14 protein-coding genes are annotated in these 19,239 nt (G+C 72.3%); 5 read left to right on the forward strand and 9 right to left on the reverse strand.

Annotated features, from left to right (window positions below):
- Positions 1 to 39: 39 nt before the first annotated feature.
- Entirely contained in the window at positions 40 to 531 is a 492-nt protein-coding gene (locus KME79_RS47115) for a VHL beta domain-containing protein (protein ID WP_219546833.1), read from the forward strand.
- On the opposite strand, the gene KME79_RS26710 is transcribed toward KME79_RS47115, so the two are convergent.
- The 7 genes from KME79_RS26710 to KME79_RS26740 form a co-directional block, all read right to left on the reverse strand.
- Positions 518 to 1,036, reverse strand: coding sequence for a DUF1707 SHOCT-like domain-containing protein (locus KME79_RS26710; protein ID WP_219546834.1), 519 nt, complete (start codon positions 1,034 to 1,036; stop codon positions 518 to 520). The two genes, KME79_RS47115 and KME79_RS26710, sit on opposite strands and share 14 nt — an antisense overlap.
- Positions 1,033 to 1,836 carry an ABC transporter permease gene (locus tag KME79_RS26715; protein WP_219546835.1) on the reverse strand — a complete coding sequence of 268 codons (804 nt, stop codon included), beginning with the start codon at positions 1,834 to 1,836 and terminating at the stop codon, positions 1,033 to 1,035. Before KME79_RS26715 ends, KME79_RS26710 begins: the two co-directional genes overlap by 4 nt.
- A complete protein-coding gene (locus KME79_RS26720) occupies positions 1,833 to 2,798 on the reverse strand; it encodes an ATP-binding cassette domain-containing protein (RefSeq protein WP_219546836.1) in 966 nt (321 codons plus the stop codon). Before KME79_RS26720 ends, KME79_RS26715 begins: the two co-directional genes overlap by 4 nt.
- 17 nt (positions 2,799 to 2,815) lie before the next feature.
- Entirely contained in the window at positions 2,816 to 3,745 is a 930-nt protein-coding gene (locus KME79_RS26725) for a DUF4097 family beta strand repeat-containing protein (RefSeq protein WP_246640479.1), read from the reverse strand.
- On the reverse strand, positions 3,745 to 4,263 hold the full coding sequence (locus tag KME79_RS26730; protein ID WP_219546837.1) for a toxin-antitoxin system HicB family antitoxin: 519 nt from the start codon (positions 4,261 to 4,263) through the stop codon (positions 3,745 to 3,747). Before KME79_RS26730 ends, KME79_RS26725 begins: the two co-directional genes overlap by 1 nt.
- An 88-nt stretch (positions 4,264 to 4,351) precedes the next feature.
- Positions 4,352 to 5,116 (reverse strand): ABC transporter permease, encoded by a 765-nt coding sequence (locus KME79_RS26735; protein WP_219546838.1) that lies wholly within the window; start codon positions 5,114 to 5,116, stop codon positions 4,352 to 4,354.
- On the reverse strand, positions 5,113 to 6,048 hold the full coding sequence (locus tag KME79_RS26740; protein WP_219546839.1) for an ABC transporter ATP-binding protein: 936 nt from the start codon (positions 6,046 to 6,048) through the stop codon (positions 5,113 to 5,115). The genes KME79_RS26735 and KME79_RS26740 overlap by 4 nt, the downstream gene beginning before the upstream one ends.
- Before the next feature lie 111 nt (positions 6,049 to 6,159).
- On the opposite strand from KME79_RS26740, the gene KME79_RS26745 reads away from it, so the two are divergent.
- Together KME79_RS26745 and KME79_RS26750 are read left to right on the forward strand one after the other, a co-directional pair.
- The gene (locus tag KME79_RS26745; RefSeq protein ID WP_219546840.1) at positions 6,160 to 7,266 is read left to right on the forward strand and encodes a sensor histidine kinase; all 1,107 of its coding nucleotides are present in this window, start codon (positions 6,160 to 6,162) and stop codon (positions 7,264 to 7,266) included.
- Positions 7,263 to 7,913, forward strand: a complete 651-nt coding sequence (locus KME79_RS26750) for a response regulator (RefSeq protein ID WP_219546841.1) — start codon at positions 7,263 to 7,265, stop codon at positions 7,911 to 7,913. The genes KME79_RS26745 and KME79_RS26750 overlap by 4 nt, the downstream gene beginning before the upstream one ends.
- On the opposite strand, the gene KME79_RS26755 is transcribed toward KME79_RS26750, so the two are convergent.
- Together KME79_RS26755 and KME79_RS26760 are read right to left on the reverse strand one after the other, a co-directional pair.
- On the reverse strand, positions 7,914 to 8,873 hold the full coding sequence (locus tag KME79_RS26755; RefSeq protein ID WP_219546842.1) for an endonuclease/exonuclease/phosphatase family protein: 960 nt from the start codon (positions 8,871 to 8,873) through the stop codon (positions 7,914 to 7,916).
- 104 nt (positions 8,874 to 8,977) lie between these two features.
- On the reverse strand, positions 8,978 to 9,862 hold the full coding sequence (locus KME79_RS26760; protein WP_219546843.1) for a M23 family metallopeptidase: 885 nt from the start codon (positions 9,860 to 9,862) through the stop codon (positions 8,978 to 8,980).
- 397 nt (positions 9,863 to 10,259) lie between these two features.
- Between KME79_RS26760 and KME79_RS26765 the strand changes: the two genes are divergently transcribed.
- Positions 10,260 to 13,508, forward strand: coding sequence for a LamG-like jellyroll fold domain-containing protein (locus KME79_RS26765; RefSeq protein ID WP_219546844.1), 3,249 nt, complete (start codon positions 10,260 to 10,262; stop codon positions 13,506 to 13,508).
- 43 nt (positions 13,509 to 13,551) lie between these two features.
- Positions 13,552 to 19,239: RHS repeat domain-containing protein (locus tag KME79_RS26770; protein ID WP_219546845.1), on the forward strand; the 5,688-nt coding region annotated here is incomplete at its 3' end.

Raw genomic sequence — 19,239 nt, forward strand, 5'->3', positions numbered from 1 at the left:
ACGGTAATAGCAGGAATTGTCGGCATCCTATCCCTTGTCGTGGCGGTAGTGCCGTTATGGCAGGAGACATCGTGGACCGATCCAACACCCAGTCCGACCAGCTCACCCTCACCGGCCGACTCCTCCGAACAGCCCAGCGAAGAGCCATCCGAGGAGCCGACCGAGGAGCCGGTCGAGGAGGAGGCCGAAGAGCCCGTCATGGAGGAAACGGAAACACCCGATCCTGATTCGTACCGATATTCGTTCACCCATGCCGGTGCCAGCGCCTACGCCTGTTCCGTGGAAGGCCGGCTCCACTCGGTGAACGGATGGCCCTCACAGCTGATGGTGATCAACGAGAGCCCGTACTCCATACAGATCCATTGGCTGGACAGCGCGGGAAACCGGCAGCAGTACACGACGCTGGAGCCCGGTCACAACTACCGGATCGACTCGTTCGGCAACCATGCCTGGCTCATCGCCGACCATGGCGCCAACTGCATCCAGATCTTCGGCCTGGCCGCCAACGGCTCCACCATCACCGTCTCCTGACGAAGGAGCCGGAGTGGGCGGTGCGGACGGTGAGGCGGCCGTAGGTCAGCTCGCCGGTGATCCGGACGTGCGGCCCGCCGGCGAGCCGGGAGGCGGGGGCCTTCCACACCACGGAGCCCCATCCGGTGCGCACCCCGTCGGCGTTCGCGCTCGCCCCGGCGGGCAGGATGATCGTGGCGCTGCCGAACGGGAGCCGGAGCTCGATGTCGATGTGCGGATGCCGGATGACGGCCTGCGACAGGTCGAGCCGTACCCTGCCGTACTCGGAGCTGACGCGCAGGCGGCGCGGGACCTGCCAGTCGCCCGCTCGCCTGATGCTCCCGCCGGTGGTCTCGAGCAGGACCACGTCGTCCGGCAGGTCGGCGAGGATCGGCTCCAGGTCCTTCCAGGAGGTGGCGGTCAGGGCGAGTTCGAGGCGCTGTTCCAGCTCGGCGGGCTGGAGCCGGCCGTCCGCGTACGCCTGCTGGACCAGCTCCACCGCCATCTCGCGGTCGTCGGGGGTCATCGGCTGACGGCCTTCTTGTACAGCCGCGTGGCGAGCGGCGCGAACACGGCCAGGAGCAGCACCGACCAGAGGAACGACACCGGCACCGCGTGCCGCAGCGGCCAGGCGTCGGGGACGGGCAGGGCGGGGCTGGTGTTGCCGAACAGCTCGCGTGAGGCCTGGACGAGCGTGGAGACCGGGTTCCATTCGGCGATCGGCTTCAGCGGGCCGGGCAGGCGCGCGCTGTCGACGAACGCGTTCGACAGGAAGACCATCGGGAACGACATGATCGTGGCCACGTTGTTGAAGACCTCGGGCGTGCGCAGGGCCAGCGCGACGGTCGCCGTCACCCAGGAGAAGGCGTACGCGAACAGCAGCAGCATGAGGAACCCCAGGGCCGCCTCCCCCGGCGAGGTGTGCACGCGCCACCCGACGAGCAGCCCGACGAGCGCCATCGTCACGATGCTGGTGACGTTCATGATGACGTCGGCGACGGTCTGGCCGGTCAGCACCGCCGAGGGCGACATCGGCAGCGTGCGGAACCGGTCGAAGATGCCTCTCTGCAGGTCCTGGGTCAGCGTGTAGCCGGTGATCTGCCCGCTGGAGACGATCGTCATGACGAAGATCCCGGGCAGCAGGTACTCCACGTACGACACGCCCGGCAGGCTGATCATGCTGCCGAAGACGTACGTGAACAGCAGCACGAGCACGATCGGGAGCATGACGACGCCGCCCAGCAGGTCGGGCGCCCGCCGGATCTTCAGGGTGTTGCGCCTGGCGATCGTCACGCCGTCGGCGACGGCGAGATGCAGGGTGTTCATCGTGCGGTCTCCTTGGTCTTCTCGTCGGCCTCGCGTCCCGTGAGGGTCAGGAACACGTCGTCCAGGGTCGGCCGGCGCAGCCCGGCGTCGCGTACGGTGATGCGTTCGGCGGCCAGGCGGACCAGCGCCTCGGTGAGCGCGGACGCGCCGCCCGCGACCGGGATCGTCACCCGCAGGGCGGTCGCGTCGCTCTGCGGGGCGCCCGCGGACAGCGGGACCAGCACGCGCGTCGCGGACGCCAGGTCCGCGGCGCTCGTCACCGACAGCTCGATCCGGTCGCCGCCGACGTGGCTCTTGAGCTCGTCGGCGGTGCCGAGCGCGATGACGCGTCCGTGGTCGACCACCGCGACGCGGTCGGCGAGCCGGTCGGCCTCCTCCATGTACTGGGTGGTGAGCAGCACCGTCGTGCCCGCCGCGACGAGCTCGGAGATGACGTCCCACAGGCTCGCCCTGGCCCGCGGGTCCAGGCCGGTGGTGGGCTCGTCGAGGAACAGCACCGGCGGGTCGGCGACCAGCGCGCCGGCCAGGTCGAGCCGGCGCCGCATGCCTCCCGAGTAGCCCTGCACCGGGCGGTCGGCCGCGCCCGTCAGGTCGAAGCGCTCCAGCAGCTCGCGGGCGCGCTCCCGGCTGCGCCTGGTGCCCAGGTGGTAGAGGCGGCCGACCATCTCCAGGTTCTCTGCGCCGGTGAGGTGGTCGTCGACGGCGGCGTACTGGCCGGAGGCGCCGATCCGGGCGCGTAACCGGCGCGCGTCGCGGACGACGTCGAACCCGGCCACCGTGGCGTGTCCGGCGTCCGGTGTCAGCAAGGTGGTCAGGATCCGCACCGTGGTGGTCTTGCCGGCGCCGTTCGGGCCGAGCAGCCCGAGCACGGTCCCTTCCGGGACGGTCAGGTCCATCCCGTCGAGGGCGACGACGTCGCCGTACTTCTTGACCAGACCTTCGGCCACGATCGCGTCAGGCATGAGCTTCTCCTCACTTGTCAGGAACGGTGGATGACGATGTCGCCGTAGGAGGTGTGGGCCCGCACTTTGACGACGTCGCCGGCCGGGCCGGGGCCGTCGGCGGAGTCCAGGCCGACGTCCACGGATCCGTACTTCGAGCTCACGTCCAGCCAGGCGGCGCTGCCGTCGCGGATGCCCAGCTCCAGCCCGCCGCCGGTGGTCTCCATGACGACCGAGCCGCGGACCGCCTCGCCGATCCGGACGCTGCCGTACGCCGTCTTGGCGACGACGCCGGCCAGGACGCGGTCGACGGCGGCGTCGCCGTGGGCCGTGTTCAGCCGCAGCTCGCCGGTGACCTCCCGGAGGCGGATCTCGCCGTGCGAGTTCCTGATCACCGCCGTGCCGTCGATCTCGCCGACGCGGATGTCGCCGTGGTCCGTGGTGATCTCGGCGTGCCCGGCCGCGCGGGTGACCGAGATGTCGCCGTACGTGGTCTTCAGGCGGAGCCGGCCGGCCTGTTCCACCTGGATGTCGCCGTAGGAGGTGGTGAACGCCACCTCGCCGAGCGGTCCGCGGCAGCGCAGGCCCGCCGCCCGCTTGACGTCGAGGCGGGAGCCCGCGGGCAGGTCGATGGTGACCTGGACCGAGCCGCTCTGGCCGAGCAGCAGCGAGCGCGCCCAGTCGGCGGGCGACTCCACGAGCTTGCCGAGAGACAGGTCCCGGTCGGAGGTGTCCTTGTCGGCGCGGACCAGGAGCCTGCCGCCGGCGTACTCGACCTCGGCGCGCTCGGCGGCCCGCACGTCGGCGTCGTCGAACTCGTCGGCCGGGCGGATCTCCACCACCGTGTCGTCGCGGTCGCCGGCGTTGACCCGGACGGTGGCGGTCGCCATGTCGATGATGGCCAGGATCGGCTCGGGGGTGTGGAAAGCGGGCATCATGGTCCCCTCGTCATGGGTCGGCGTGGTCATCAGCGCACCCATCCGCTGTAGCGGTTGCCGCTCTGCCGGGTGGCGCGGCGTCCGGTCTCGCCGGGGTCGAGGGCGGCGGACACGGCGCGGACCAGCCAGGCGTTGACCGACAGGCCGTCGCGGGCCGCCGCCTCCTCGATGCGCGGCTTGAGGTGCTCGGGAACCCGGAGCGAGATCCGGGCCGTGCCGCCCTCGTCGGCGTCCGGCGGCGGCGGGGCGGGCGGTGGCGCGGCGGGCCGGTCGCTCTCGCCCTCGTCCTCGTACGAGCTGCCGCCCGGCGGTGGCGTCACGACGAAGCCGGGGTCGCGGCCGCGCAGGCGCACCTCGACGGAGCCGGGCGCGAGGTCGCGGGTGATCTCGTCGGCGGCGGCGGAAAGAGCCTCGAGCAGCGCGAGCCGGGTGGCCGACTCCAGCGTGGCGGCGAGGCGTTCGCCCAGCACGCGGGCTTCCTCGCCGCCCGCCCCTGCGGCGATCGCCAGCTCGCGGCGGAGGTGATCGACATATGGTGCGAGGTCCATGACGCCACTATGACGCTATTCTGACGCCATTACAATCCCATAGCGGCGTCTTCATAGCGTCATAGGGGTGTTGAGCCGACCCTCGTGGCTAGTCCCAGCGGAAGAACACCGCCGCGATCACCGTGCCGAACACCGCGTTCGCCGCCAGGGCGACCAGGTGGGCGGCCTCGACGGGGGCGCCGATCCAGGCGTACGACAGGGCCTGGACGCCGGCGCCGAACGGCAGCCACTGCCCGATCGTCGCGACCGCCTCCGGCAGGTTCTGCATCCCGCCGAACATGCCGCCGGTGGCCCCCAGGAGGAAGAAGAGGGTCAGGCCGATCGCCACGGCGGAGTTCGGGGTGGGCGACAGGGCGGCGACGATCAGGCCCACGGCGTACATGGCGGCCACCGTCAGCGCCAGCACGCCGAGCGCCGCGCCGATGTTCACCGGCGTGTTGGCCCCGAACGCCAGCATGGCCACGGCGTAGGCGACCGCGATGCCCACGGCGATCTGCACGATCCCCACCACCGCCTGGGCGACCAGGACCATCATGGGCGAGGCGGGGGTCACGCCGAGACGGCGCAGGATGCCGCTGTGCCGGTAGGCGGCCAGGAAGCTCGGCATGTTGACGATGCCGGTCGTGGCCATGACGATGGCGAACACCAGAGGCAGCACGAACACGTCGAGCGCCGTGCGGCCGTGCGCGACGACGTGCTCGCCGGCGGACGAGGCGTTCATCACCAGGATCAGCACGGGCATGCCGATCGGCACGATCAGCCCGGCGGTGTCGCGGGCCACCATCTTGAGCTCGCAGATCAGCATCTGGCCGAAGGCCCGCGGGCCGGGCCGGTACACGGGGATCTCCGTCATCGGGTGCTCTCCTCCTCGGGGTCCAGCCGGTGCCCGGTCAGCGCGACGAACGCGTCGTCCAGGTTGGCCTGCACGCTGCGGGTCTCGGTGGCCACGACGCCGGCCCTGACGAGCGCGACGCTGACGGCCTGCAGCAGGTCTCCCTTGCCCTCGACCGTGACGCGGTCGCCGTCCGCCCGGACGCGCTCGACCTCGGCGAGCCCTTCCAGGAGCCCTTCCGGTACGGGGGAGGCCGCGCGGAAGGTGACCCGCTGGGCGAACCCGGCCCGCCTGACCAGCCCGGCGGGCGAGTCGAGGGCGACGACCCGGCCCGCGTCGAGCAGCGCGACCCGGTCGCACAGCCGCTCGACCTCCTCCATGGCGTGGCTGACGAGCAGGACGGTCACGCCGGACTCGCGCAGCCCTTCGACGGTCGCCCACATGTGACGGCGCGCCTCGGGGTCGAGCCCGGTGGTGAGCTCGTCGAGGATCACCACCCGGGGGCGTCCGATGAGGGCCAGCGCGATCGACAGCCGTTGCTGCTGACCGCCTGAGAGGTTGTCGAACCGGGTGCGGGCGGAGTCGGTCAGGCTGACCGACTCGATCAGCTCGCCGGCCGGCACCGGGTCGGGGTAGAAGGTCGCGTACAGCCGGACCAGCTCGGTGACGGTCAGCGCGTGGTGCAGGGTGGCGTCCTGCAGCTGGACGCCGAGGACCTGGCGCAGCCGGGCGCGGTCGCGCCGGACGTCCAGGCCGAGCACGCGGACGGTGCCGCGGTCGGGCCGCCGGAGACCGGCGATCATCTCGACGGTGGTCGTCTTGCCGGCCCCGTTGCGCCCCAGGACGCCGAAGACCTCCCCGGCGCCGACCGACAGGCTGATCTCCTCGACGGCGACCTTGGCCCGGTAGCGCTTGTGCAGTCGTTCCGCCTCCACGGCGGGCGTTGATGACATGCCTCCGACGCTAGGAAGGGGCGGGCGCCGGGCGCCTGTGCCGATGGTCAGCAGGCGCACCCATGACTTTCGGCACCCCAGCATCGGGCAGATCGCTCGTACAGTGGCGTTATGCGGCGAATCGAGCCGGACGTGTGGGCCGGTCTGGCGATGCTGCTGGTGTGCGTCGGAGTGGGCGCTCCGACGCTGCTCGGCGTGACCGAGACGTGGGTGCCCCTGCCTGTCTGGAGCGCGTTGTTCGCGGGCCTGATGCTCGCATGCCTGGGCGCCGTGGTCTGGGAGGAAGACGGGAAGAAGGCGGCGTGGGTCTGTTACGCCGCGGCGGTCGTGCTGGGCTGGCTGACGGTCCTGACGGCGCCCCGGGCCGGATGGCTGCCGATCCTGCTGGTCTTCACCGCGACCTTGAGCGCCTACGTCGCGCCACGGTGGGCGGGCCCCGTGGTGATCGCGCTCAACACCGCCGTCATCGCCGTTACCGCGGGTCTCGCCGGCGCCGACCCCACCGGGATCGGTCTCGGCGCGCTGCTGTACCTGCTGATCCAGACGGCGGCGGTGCTCAGCTCGGTGGCGATCATCCGGGAGCAGCGGCTGCGCCGCGAGCTGGCCGAGGCGCACGTGGAGCTGCGGGCGGCCAGCGTCATCCTGGCCGACACCGCGCGAGCGCACGAGCGCCTGCGCATCGCCCGCGAGCTGCACGACCTCATGGGACACCAGCTCACGGCGCTCACCCTGGAGCTGGAGGTCGCCAGGCACCGCGAGGGCGCCGCCGCCCGCACCCACATCGAGCGCGCCGACGGGGTGGCGCGCAACCTGCTGCGGGACGTGCGCACGACCGTCGGGCAGCTCCGCGCCGACGCGCCCGACCTGCGCGAGTCCCTCGACGCCCTGGTACGCGACATCCCGGGGCTCGACGTGGGCATCAGCATCGACGACGTGAGCCTGTCCGAGGAGGTGACGCTGACGCTCATCCGCGCCGTACAGGAGATCGTCACCAACACCATCCGGCACTCCGGCGCGACCTCGCTGCGCATCAGCATCGAGAACACGCCCGGCCAGGCCGTCAAGCTGACCTCCGTCGACGACGGGCGCGGCAGCCCCGAGCTGCGGCTCGGCAACGGCCTGCGCGGGCTGCGCGAGCGCATCGACGCCATCGGCGGCGACGTCAGGCTCGACGGCAGCGACGGGTTCCGCGTGACGGCGACGGTGCCCGCGCGATGATCCGGGTGATCGTGGTCGACGACCAGACCCTGGTGCGGCAGGGCATCCGCAGCCTGCTCGACCTGACCGACGACATCGAGGTGGCGGGGGAGGCCGACGACGGCATGTCCGCGCTGGCGGCGATCGAGGAGCACGCCCCCGACGTCGTCCTGCTCGATCTGCGCATGCCCCGCCACGACGGCATCTGGACGCTGAACGCGCTGCGCGAGCGGGCGGGCGACGCGCCGCCGGTGCTCGTGCTGACCACGTTCGACAGCGACACCCTCGTCCTGGACGCGATGCGCGCGGGGGCGGGCGGCTACCTGCTGAAGGACGTGACGCTGGAGCGGCTGACCCGGGCGATCCGCGTCCTGGCCGGCGGGGGGACGCTGATCTCGCCGTCCATCACCGAGCGGCTGATGCGGGCGGTGCACCGCCGCCCGCCGCCGGACGAGGCGGGACTGCCCGCGATCCAGCAGCTCACCGAGCGCGAGCTGGAGGTGCTGCGGCTGGTCGCGGAGGGGTACAGCAACCGCGAGATCGCGCGGGCGCTGTTCCTGGCCGAGGGCACGGTCAAGAACCACGTCTCGACCGTGCTGCTCAAGCTCGGGGCGCGAGACCGCACGAACGCGGTGCTGCGCGCCCTGCACGCCCACGTCCTCGACTGATCAGAGCTTGATACGGGCCATGACCGGCAGGTGGTCGCTGCCGGTGGCGGGCAGGGTCCAGGTGGTCACCGGCGTCGCCGCCCGGGTCATGACGTGGTCGATCCTGGCCAGAGGGAAGGCGACGGGCCAGGTGAAGCCGAACCCCTCGTCCGCCGGGGTCAGCCGCGAGGTGACCGGGGCCAGGCCGCGGTCGTCGAGGGTGCTGTTGAGGTCGCCCATCAGGACGATCCGGTCCAGCTTCTCCGCCGCGAGGGCGGCGCCCAGTTCGCCGGCGCTCTCGTCACGCCAGGCCGAGCCGAAGCCGTCGGGCAGCCGGATGCGGACCGACGGCAGGTGGGCGACGTACGCTGCCAGGTCGCCGTACGGTGTCCGCACGGTCGCCCGCAGCCCTCGGCTCCAGTCGCCTCCGACCTCCGCCGGCCTGATGTCCACCGGGCCGGAGGCCGTGAGGGGATGCCTGGACCAGAGCCCGACGCTGCCGACGACCACGTGGTGCGGGTGATCGGGCGCGAGGACGGTCTCGTACACGGGCCGGGTTCCGGGCGTCAGCTCCTCCAGGGCGATCAGGTCGGCCCCGGCCCCGGCGAGCGCGCGGGCGGTGCCTTCCGGGTCGGGGTTCTCGTCGTTCACGTTGTGCTGGAGCACGGTCAGGTCGTGCGCCACTCCTTGGCCGGCGGGTAACAGCCGGGCGCCGAAGAGGCCGCCCCACACCGCCGAGGGAAGCACCAGCGCCACCAGCGCGAGGGCCGAGCGGCGCAGCACCGCCAGGACGAGCAGCACCGGCACGGCCAGGCCGGCCCAGGGCCGGAAGGTCTCCAGCAGGCTCCCGAGCCGGCCCACCGTGTTGGGCAGCACGCCGGGGAACGCCGTCAGCACGGCCACCACCACGGCGACCGCCGCCAGGACCCGCCCGCGGGTCCACGACATCCCGCCGCCGGCGTTCCGATCTTGCGCGCTCATGCCGCCGACCGTACGGGACGCCGCGGGTTCCCGGCCGGATCTCGGGGGAATCGCCGCCTGCGGACGGAGGCCGTGGTCCGCAGGCGGACGAGTGAGGAGCGGCGTCAGGCGCCGCAGTGTTCGAAGGGGCTGGTGTACGAGCTGCTGCCGACCGAGCCGCCCCACTTGACGCACTGGCCGGGGGCCGACCGCTTGACCGGGCCCGCGTAGTAGCCGTAGCTGCCGGAGTCGGTCGTACGGGTCGAGCCCTGCGGTTCCAGGAAGGCCGACACCGGCGAGGCCGTGCCGACGTTCGTGGTCTTCAGGGTGACGACGCAGTTGTAGCCGTTGCCGGAGTTGTAGAGCAGGTAGACGCGGCCCCCGGTGAGCGCGGCGGAGTCGATGACGCCGTAGCCGCTGCCGCAGGCTTCCTGCGGGGTGTAGGGGTTGCTGCCGCCGCCGCAGGCGTTGGTGCTGGTGATGGCCTTCTTCTGGCCCAGGGAGACGGTGACGCCGTCGACGGTCGGGCTGGTGTCCATGGCGCCGGTGGAGGTGCGCTGCTCGTAGTGCAGGTGCGGGGCGTCGGTGCCGCCCGTGGCGCCGACGGTGCCGATGGCGGTGCCCTGGCCGACGCTCATGGAGCCGCCCGCCGCGCGGACCATGGTGGCGAGGTGGGCGTAGCGGGTCCTGGTGCCGTCGCTGTGCCGGATCTCCACCCACTGGCCGTAGCTCGTGCTGCCGGCGTTGTAGAAGTACGCGGTGCCGGCCGCGGTGGCGCGGACGGTCTCGCCGTTGGTGGCGTCGCCGCCGTAGCTCTGCCAGTCGATGGAGCCCGACGGGTTGTGGTTGGGGGTCCAGTTGTTGGCGTAGAAGGTCTTTCCGCAGTTGAACGGGCTCTTGTGGGACGCCAGGGCGGTGGACGCCGAGGCGGCCTGGGGGAACAGCGTGGCGGCGAGGGTGACGACGAACGCGATGATCATCGGCCGGGTCGGCTTGCCGGTTGCGGGCATGCGTACCTCTCGGAAAAAGGGGGGGTGAGGGGGGTTCGCTGTGGCCACGGAACGTGATCGGAAAGATATCCCTGAAAGTTGTCTTCATCAATCCCTGATGACATGAAAGTTGACCGTGACGCGTAAGGCGGCCTGCCGACCGCCATATCTCCTGCGTCAGGGCCCGTTTGGCGAAAGTTGTCAAAAAACCTGGGTTTCATGGAAAACCTTTACAGACCGCGATCAGCCTCTTGATCACCCCCTCCGCCGCGTACACACTTGCGCTGAATCCCCGGCTTTACAGAGCGTCGTCGGAGGCATGATGGCTCGGGTCAGGAGCACCGCAACATCGCCAGGCCACCGTTTACGTCCGAGCCTCAGACCCGTCACAGCAGTCGCCGCAGCGGCTGCTTTTCTGTTGGCAGGGCTGACAGCACCGACCCCCGTCCAGGCGGGCACCCCGGTCACGCACCGGGAGCCCCCGCCTGACACCGCCACCGAGCTGGGCGCCCTCGACGTGGCCCGCCAGAAGAACGAACGCGTCGAGGTCGGCTCGCTGCGCACCGAGACCCGCACCGTCTACGCCACCCCCGAGGGCAGCCTCGTCCTGGAGCAGAACGCCCGCCCTGTCCGGGTACGCCAGGACGGCCGGTGGACGCCGGTCGACACCACCCTGCGCCGCCTGCCGGACGGCTCGGTCGCCCCCGTCGCGACGGCGGTGGACCTGCGGTTCTCCGGCGGCGGCGACGCCCCGATGGCCAAGGTCGCCAGGGGCGCCAAGTCCCTCGCGATGACCTGGCCGGGCAAGCTGCCCGAGCCCGTGCTCGACGGCGCCACCGCGACCTACGCCGAGGTGCTGCCCGGCGTCGACCTTCAGGTGACGGCCGACGTGGACGGCTTCTCGCACGTCCTCGTGGTCAAGACCAGGGAGGCCGCGCTGAGCGGCCGGCTCGACCGGCTCGACTTCGCCCTCCAGCCGGAGGGCCTCACCGTACGGCGGGGCCAGGGCGGCGGGATGGAGGCGGTGGACCGGACGGGCGCGGAGGTGTTCGCCGCGCCGACGCCGCTGATGTGGGACTCGCCCGACACCGTCAGGGCCCTGGCCAAGCGGCCCGGCGAGGGGCCGGACCCGGGCACCCGGCACGAGGCGATGGGCCTGCGGGTCGACGACCGCGCGCTGACGCTCACCCCCGACAAGGCCATGCTCGCCGACCCGGACACCCGCTACCCCGTCTACCTGGACCCGTCGGTGTCCGCGCCGCGCGGCTCGTGGACCGCGGTGTGGAAGCGGTATCCGACCACCAACTACCTCAACTCCAGCGACGTGGCGCGCGTCGGGCACGAGAACGACACCGGAGGCACGAACCGGTCGTTCTTCCAGATGAACACCGGCAGCGCCATCCACGGCAAGCAGATCATCAAGGCCACCCTGCGCACGTACGAGACGTGGTCGTGGTCGTGCACCAAGAAGCCCGTCGAGCTCTGGCGGACCGGCACCATCAGCAAGTCCACCACCTGGAACAACCAGCCGACCTGGTACGAGAAGCTCAACACCCAGACGGTGGCCAAGGGCTGGGGCACCGCCTGCCCGGCCGGCGGCGTGGAGTTCGACGCCACGGCGGCGGCGGTGCAGGCGGCGGCCAAGAGCTGGCCGAACATCACGCTGGGCCTGCGCGCCAGCAGTGAGACCGACACGTACGCGTGGAAGAAGTTCCGCAACAACCCCACGCTCGTCGTCGAGTACAACACCATCCCGACCACTCCCGTCGCGGCCGACGTCTGGTCCGACCCGGGCGGCGCGTGCGTCTCCGGCACGGCACGGCCGAGGATCGGGACGGCGACGCCGAAGCTGTGGGCGAAGCTGCGCGACGGCGACAACTCGGTGAAGGCCCGCTTCGAGTGGTACGACGCGGCCGGGACGAAGCGCGGCGAGTTCCTCACCGCCGCGGCCTCCTCCGGCAACGCGTTCACCGCGACCGTCCCCGCAGGCGTCTACACGGACGGCTCGGTGATCCGGTGGCGGGCGCGCGGCGAGGACGGCCAGGCGAACAGCGGCTGGAGCCCGTACTGCGAGATCGGCGTGGACACCACCGCGCCGGGCCGCGAGCCGACGGTCTCCTCGGCGCGGTATCCGGAGAACGCCTGGGGCGACGGGCTCGGCCGGGCCGGGGAGTTCACCTTCGGCGCGAACGGCGAGGCCGACGTGGCCGCGTTCCTGTACGGGCTCAACACCAGCCCCGTCACCGAGGTGAGCGCGACCGGCGGCGCGGCGACGATCAGTCTCACCCCGCTGGAGGAGGGCCCGAACGTGCTGTCCGTGCGCAGCAAGGACGGCGCGGGCAAGCAGGGCCCGATCCGCAGCTACGTGTTCAACGTGCGGGCCGGCACCGGCCCCGCGGGCTACTGGCGGCTCGACGAGGGCTCCGGCGCCACCGCCGGGGACGAGGCGGGCGCCCATCCGGTGGCGGTCACCGGCGCCGCCTGGACCGACGGCCGGGCCGGCAAGGCGCTCAAGTTCGCCGGCGCCGGCCAGTACGCCGCCACGTCCGCCGGCGTCGTGCCGACCGATCAGAACCTCGCGGTCTCGGCGTGGGTGCGGCTGTCGTCGCTGCCCGCGGGCAACGTGGCCGCCGTCAGCCAGAGCGGGCAGGACAACAGCGGCTTCTGGCTCGGCTACAGCGGCGGCGTCAAGTCGTGGGCGTTCATGATGAACCACCCGGGCGGCACCTCCCACACCATCTGGGCGCGCAACCCCGCCGTCGTGCCCGCCGCGAACGAGTGGACCCACCTCACCGGCGTCTACGACTCCGCCACACGCAAGATGACCCTGTACGTGAACGGCACGCTCGCCGCCGGGCCCGTGACGTACCACGGCGGGGCCGGACCGGCGACGGCGGTGCAGTTCGGGCAGGCCCGCTACCAGGGCAGGCAGACCGACCCGTGGCCCGGCGAGGTGGACGAGGTCCGGGTGCACGACCGGGCCCTGGCCGCCGGCGAGATCGTGAAGCTGGTCAACCACGCGGCCACGCTCACCGGCCACTGGACGCTGGACGAGGAGACCGGCACGGCCGCGGCCGACGCGGCGGGCGTGACCGGCCCGCTCACCCTCGGCCCGGGGGCCTCCTGGACCAGCGGCTGGCTCGACGGGGCGCTCGCGCTCGACGGAGCCGCCGGGCACGCCGAGGCGTCGCGGGCGGCGGTGCGCACCGACGACAGCTTCACCGTCACGGCGTGGGTCCAGCTCGACACGCTGCCGCCGGCCGACGCCGCGGCGGTGGCGCAGCGCGGGACCCGGGCCCGCGGCTTCGCGCTCGGCTACGCCGCCGACGGGCCGCGCTGGTCCTTCGGCATGGCCGGAGCCGACGCGGACGGGGCGCCGGTGACGCGCACCCGATCGGACGCCGTCCCGTACGTCATGGAATGGACCCACGTGGCGGGCGTGTACGACGCGCTCGCCAAGAAGCTGCGCGTCTACGTGGGCGGGCAGCTCGTCGCCACCACCGAGACCGGCCACGCGAGCACCTGGAACGCCACCGGGCCGCTCCAGCTCGGCCGGACCCTGCACGACGGCGCGTTCACCGGGCACTGGCCCGGCATCGTCGACGATGTCCGCACCTACCAGGGCGCACTGGGCGATCTCGACGTCGCCCGGCTCGCCGCCGAATGACCCTCCGCCGGCACCCCCCATGCCCGACCCCTGGACGGTGAGGATGTACGACCACGAGGAGATCCCCGACTACGAGCGCTCGACCTTCCTGATCTTCGAATGGTTCCCGCGTAAGTTCCGCTGGTTCGCCCGGTCCTGCGCGGCCATGGCGATCGTGGTCGTCGTGCCGCTGGTGTACGCCATGCCGGCCGAGGCCGAACGCAGGGAACGGCCGGAGGTCCAGAAGGAGGAGCCGGTGCCCGGCCGGCCGGTCGCCGTGCTGCCCAAGTCCGAGGACGTCACGGCCGAGAAGGCGCTCAAGGCGGCCCCGTCCGTGGCCTGGCCGAAGCCGGGCACCGCCGAGCTCGCGCCCGCCGCGAGCCGGCCGGAGCAGGGCAAGGCCGAGCAGGGCAAGGACGAGCAGGGCAAGGACGAGCAGGGCAAGGACGAGCAGGGTCCGGACGCGGCTGAGCGGAAGCCGGGCGCGGGTGAGAAGGCCTGGGTGAAGGCCGGTTCGTTGCCGGTGAGGGTAGAGGCCCCGGCGAGCGGGCGCGCCCAGGCGCCGCCCGAGCGGGTCAGGGTCGAGGTGCTCGACCGGGCCAAGACCCCCGGCGTCCAGGGCGTGCCGCTGCGCCTGTCCCGGGGACAGGGTGCCACGCGCGGCGGCCCGGCCCGGGTCGAGCTGGACTATTCGGGCTTCCGGCACGCGTTCGGCGGCGACTACGCCGACCGGCTGAAGCTGGTCAAGCTGCCGGACTGCGCGGGCGCCGCCTGCCCCGAGCCGGAGCCGGTGCCCGCCGAGAACGACGTCAAGGCGGGCGTGCTGACGGCCGAGGTGAACGTCGAAGGCGCCCAGCTGTACGCGCTGACCGCCACCGCCTCGGGCGCCTCGGGCGACTACTCGGCCACGTCGCTGGCGCCGTCGGCGAAGTGGAGCGTCGGTCCCCAGTCGGGCGACTTCAGCTGGAACCACCCGATGCGGGTGCCGCCGTCCATCGGCGGCGAGGAGCCCGTGATCAGCCTCGGCTACTCCTCGCAGAGCGTCGACGGCCGCACCTCCTCCACCAACAACCAGGTGTCCTGGGCGGGCGAGGGCTTCGACCTGACCTCCGGCGGCTACATCGAGCGCCGCTACAAGTCCTGCACCGCCGACGGCAAGAAGACCGGCGACCTGTGCTGGGACCACGAGAACGCCACGCTGATGCTCAACGGCTCGGCCGTGGAGCTGGTCAAGGACGCCACCACCAAGCAGTGGCGGCCCAAGCGCGACGACGGCACCCGGATCGAGCTGCTCACCGGGGCGACGAACGGCGACAACGACGGCGAGTACTGGCGGCTCACCACCACCGACGGCACCCAGTACCACTTCGGCCTTAACCGGCTGCCCGGCTGGACCACCGGCAAGCCGGAGACGAAGTCGGCCTGGACGGTGCCGGTGTTCGGCAACGAGTCCGGCGAGCCCTGCCACAACTCCACCCCCGCGAACGCCTGGTGCCAGCAGGCCTGGCGGTGGAACCTGGACTACTCGGCCGACCGGCACGGCAACGCGCTCACGTACTGGTACGAGACCGAGCGCAACCACTACGGCCGCAACGAGAAGCCCGACCTGGGCACCCCGTACGTCCGCGGCGGCTACCTGACCCGCATCGACTACGGCTACCGCTCGGCCGAGCTGTTCTCCGGGGTCCCGGCGGCGCGGGCGGTGTTCACCGTGGCCGAGCGGTGCCTGCCGAGCGGCTCGATCACCTGCGAGCCGGCCCAGCTCACCAAGGACACCGCGAGCCACTGGCCCGACGTGCCGTTCGACCGCAACTGCAACGCCGGCGAGAGCTGCAAGGACCGCACCTCGCCCACGTTCTGGACCCGCAAGCGGCTGGCGAAGGTGACGACGCAGGTCCGCTCCGGCAGCGCGTACCGGGACGTGGACTCCTGGACGCTCACCCACTCCTTCCCCGCCACCGGCGACGGCCTGAGCCCGGCGCTGTGGCTGGCCTCGATCCAGCACGCCGGCCACGTCGGCGGCACCGTCACGCTGCCCAAGGTGACCTTCGCCGGGGTGCAGCTCCGCAACCGGGTCGACGCCGACGAGGGACGCGCCCCGCTGTACAAGTGGCGCATCCAGTCGATCAACTCCGAGGCCGGCGCCGAGACCCGGGTGAACTACGCGCCCGAGGAGTGCGCGCCGGGCAACCTGCCCGCCGCCGACCGCAACACCAAGCGCTGCTACCCGCAACGGTGGACGCCGCAGGACGAGATGGAGGTGCTCGACTGGTTCCACAAGCACGTGGTCGCGCAGACCGTGGAGATCGACCGTACCGCCCGCTCCCCCTGGCTGGTCACCGACTACGAGTACCTCGACGGGGCGGCCTGGCGGTACGCCGAGCACATCCTGATCAAGCCCAAGGAGCGCACCTGGTCCGACTGGCGCGGTTTCTCCCGCGTACGGGTGCGTCAGGGCGACGGCCAGGACGGGCCGCGCACGATGACCGAGCACCGCTACCACCGCGGCATGGACGACGACCGGCTGGCCGACGGGAGCCGCAAGGACGTCCGGGTCACCGACAGCGAGGGCAAGGCGCGCGAGGACCACGACCAGCTCTCCGGGGCCGACCTGGAGACGATCGTGCACGACGGCGACGGCGGGAAGGTCCTGTCGGCCACCGCCGAGGAGCACTGGTGGCGCAAGACGGCCGAGTTCACGTTCGAGGGCGTGACCAAGACGGCCCACATCGTGCAGTCCGCGAAGATGACCGCCCGCGACCTGAAGGAGGACGGCACCTGGCAGCGCACCGCCGAGGAGCGGACGTACGACGAGCACGGCATCCTCACCCAGGTGAGCGACCTCGGCGACGTCACCGACCCCGCTGACGACGTCTGCACCCGCTACACCCACGCCCGCGACCCGGCCGCGTGGATGCTCGACTTCACCAGCCGCGTCGAGACCGTCGCCAAGCCGTGCTCGGCGACGCCGCAGCGGCCCGCCGACGTGCTGTCGGACGAGCGGTTCCACTTCGACGGGCGCGCGTTCGGGCAGCCGCCGCTGCGCGGCGACGTGACCCGCGAGGAGGAGCTGGCCTCGTACGAGGGGAGCACGCCGCGGTACGTGCTGGACGTGGCGCGCACGTACGACGCCTACGGCCGCGAAACGTCGGAGACCGACGCGGCCGGCGGCTCCACCACGACCACGTACGTGCCCGCGACCGGCGCGCAGGCGACCGAGGTGCGCTCCGCCAACCCGCTCGGCCACTCGGACGTCACCTACGTGGAGCCCGCCTGGGGCGAGCCGGTCGCGGAGGAGGACGAGAACGGCCGCCGCGCCGACCTGCAGCACGACCCGCTCGGCCGCCTGGTCAAGGTGTGGCAGAACGACAGGAACAAGGCGGCGGGCCAGTCGCCCAACACCGAGTACTCCTACCTGATCCGCACCGACGGCCCGAACGTCGTCACCACCAGGACGCTCGCGACCGACGGCACGTACATCGCCAGCCACGAGCTCTACGACGGGCTGATGCGCCCGCGCCAGACCCAGGAGCCCGCGCCCGGCGGCGGGCGGGTCATCACCGACACCTTCCACAACTCCATCGGCGAGGTGGCCAAGACCAACGAGGGCTACTACGCCACCGGCGACCCGGAGACGAACGTGTTCGCGGTGTCGGACGACGACGTCGCCGGCCAGGTCGTCACCGCCTTCGACGGGGCCGGCGAGATGGTCTCGCAGAGCTTCCGCGTCAAGGGCCAGGAGAAGTGGAAGTCCACCGTCCGGCGCGCCGCCGACCGGGCGCACGTCACCCCGCCGCCCGGCGAGAGCGCCGCCACCCTCATCGCCGACGCCGAGGGCCGGGGCGTGGAGCTGCGCCAGTACAAGGGCTCGACCCCGACGGGCGAGTACGAGGCCACCAAGTACACCTACGACAAGGCGGGCCGGCTCGCCACCGTGACCGACTCCGCGGGCAACGTGTGGCGGCACCACTACGACCTGCGGGACCGCGAGATCAAGACCGAGGACCCGGACAAGGGCGTCACCACCCGCGTCTTCAACGACCTCGACGAGGAGGTGTCCAGCACCGACGCCCGCGGCCGCACCCTCGTGCACGCCTACGACCTGCTCGGGCGCAGGACCTCGACCCGCGAGGGCTCGGCCACCGGCCCGCTGCTGGCCGAGTGGCGCTACGACGTGCTGGCCAAGGGCCATCTGGCCGAGACGGTCAGGTACGCCGGAGGGCAGGCCTACTCCGCCAAGATCGAGGCCATCGACCGGGAGTACCGCACCCTCCGCCAGAGCGTCACCATCCCGGCACGTGAAGGCCCGCTGGCCGGCACGTACCTCTTCAACACCCGCTACACCGCCGACGACCAGGTGCAGTCCATCACGTTCCCGGAGGCCGGCGGCCTCCCGGCGGAGACCGTGACCTACGGGTACGACGCGCTGCGCCAGCCCACCAAGGTCGAGGGCCTGTCCACGTACGTCACCGACGCCCGCTACGGCAAGCTCGGCGAGACGCTCCAGTACGAGCTCAGCACCGGCGCGCGCAAGACGTGGCTGACCTACACCCACGAGGAGGGCACCCGCAGGCTCATCCGCTCCCAGCTCGACAGGGACATCGGCACCGCCTCCGACCTGGACCTGAACTACACCTACGACGCGACGGGCAACGTCACCCGCATCGCCGACCGGGCGTCCGCCGACACCCAGTGCTTCACCTACGACCACCGGCGCCGGCTCAGCGCCGCGTGGACGGCCACCGACGCCTGCGCCGCCCCGGAGCCGCGCTCCACCCTGATCGGCGGCGTCGCGCCGTACGCCACCAGCTACGCCTACGACTCCACCGGCAACCGGACGAAGGAGACCCACCACGCCTTCGGCGGCCGGTCCCAGGTCGTCCGCGACTACGCCTACCCGGCCGCCGGGCAGCCCCGGCCGCACGCGCTCGCGTCCGTCACGCCCACCGGCCCGGCCGGTGAGCAGTCGTCCTCCTACGAGTACGACGCGGCGGGCAACACGATCGTGCGCCGGACCGGCAGCTCCTCCCAGCAGCTCACCTGGGACGCCGAGGGCAACCTCGAATCGGTCACCGAGGCCGGCAAGACCACCTCGTTCGTCTACGACGCCGACGGCGACCGGCTGATCCGCCGCACCCCCACCGACACCGTCCTGTACGTGGACGACCTGGAGTTGCGGCTCGACCAGGCCAAGCAGACTGTGGAGGGCACCCGCTACTACACGGTCAACGGCGAGGCGGTGGCGGTACGCAACTCGGCGGGGAAGGTCCACTTCTTCGCCAGCGACCACCACGGCACCGCCAACGCCGCCGTCGACGCCGACAGCGGCGCGGTGGCGATCCGCCGCCAGACCCCCTTCGGCGCCGACCGGGGCACCCCGCCCACCTGGTGGCCGGGCGAACGCGGGTTCGTCGGCGGGACCGTCGACCCGACGACCAAGCTCGTGCACCTGGGCGCCCGCGAGTACGACCCGGTGATCGGCCGGTTCCTGTCCGTGGACCCGGTCATCGACGAGCAGGATCCGCAGCAGCTGCACGGCTACGCCTACGCCGGCAACAGCCCCGTCTCCGCGACCGACCCCGACGGGCAGCTGTTCTGGTTCGCCGCCGGCATCGCGCTGCGGATCGCCCTCCAGGCCGCGGCCAGGCGGGCGGCGATCGCCGCGGCCCGCAGGGCAGCCGCTGCCGCCGCCCGGCGCGCCGCGCTCGCCGCCGCCCGCCGCCGCGCCGCCGCCGAGGCCCGGCGCAAGGCG

Origin of the sequence: Nonomuraea harbinensis, assembly GCF_019396385.1 — a bacterium.
GTDB classification, from domain to species: Bacteria; Actinomycetota; Actinomycetes; order Streptosporangiales; family Streptosporangiaceae; genus Nonomuraea; species Nonomuraea ferruginea.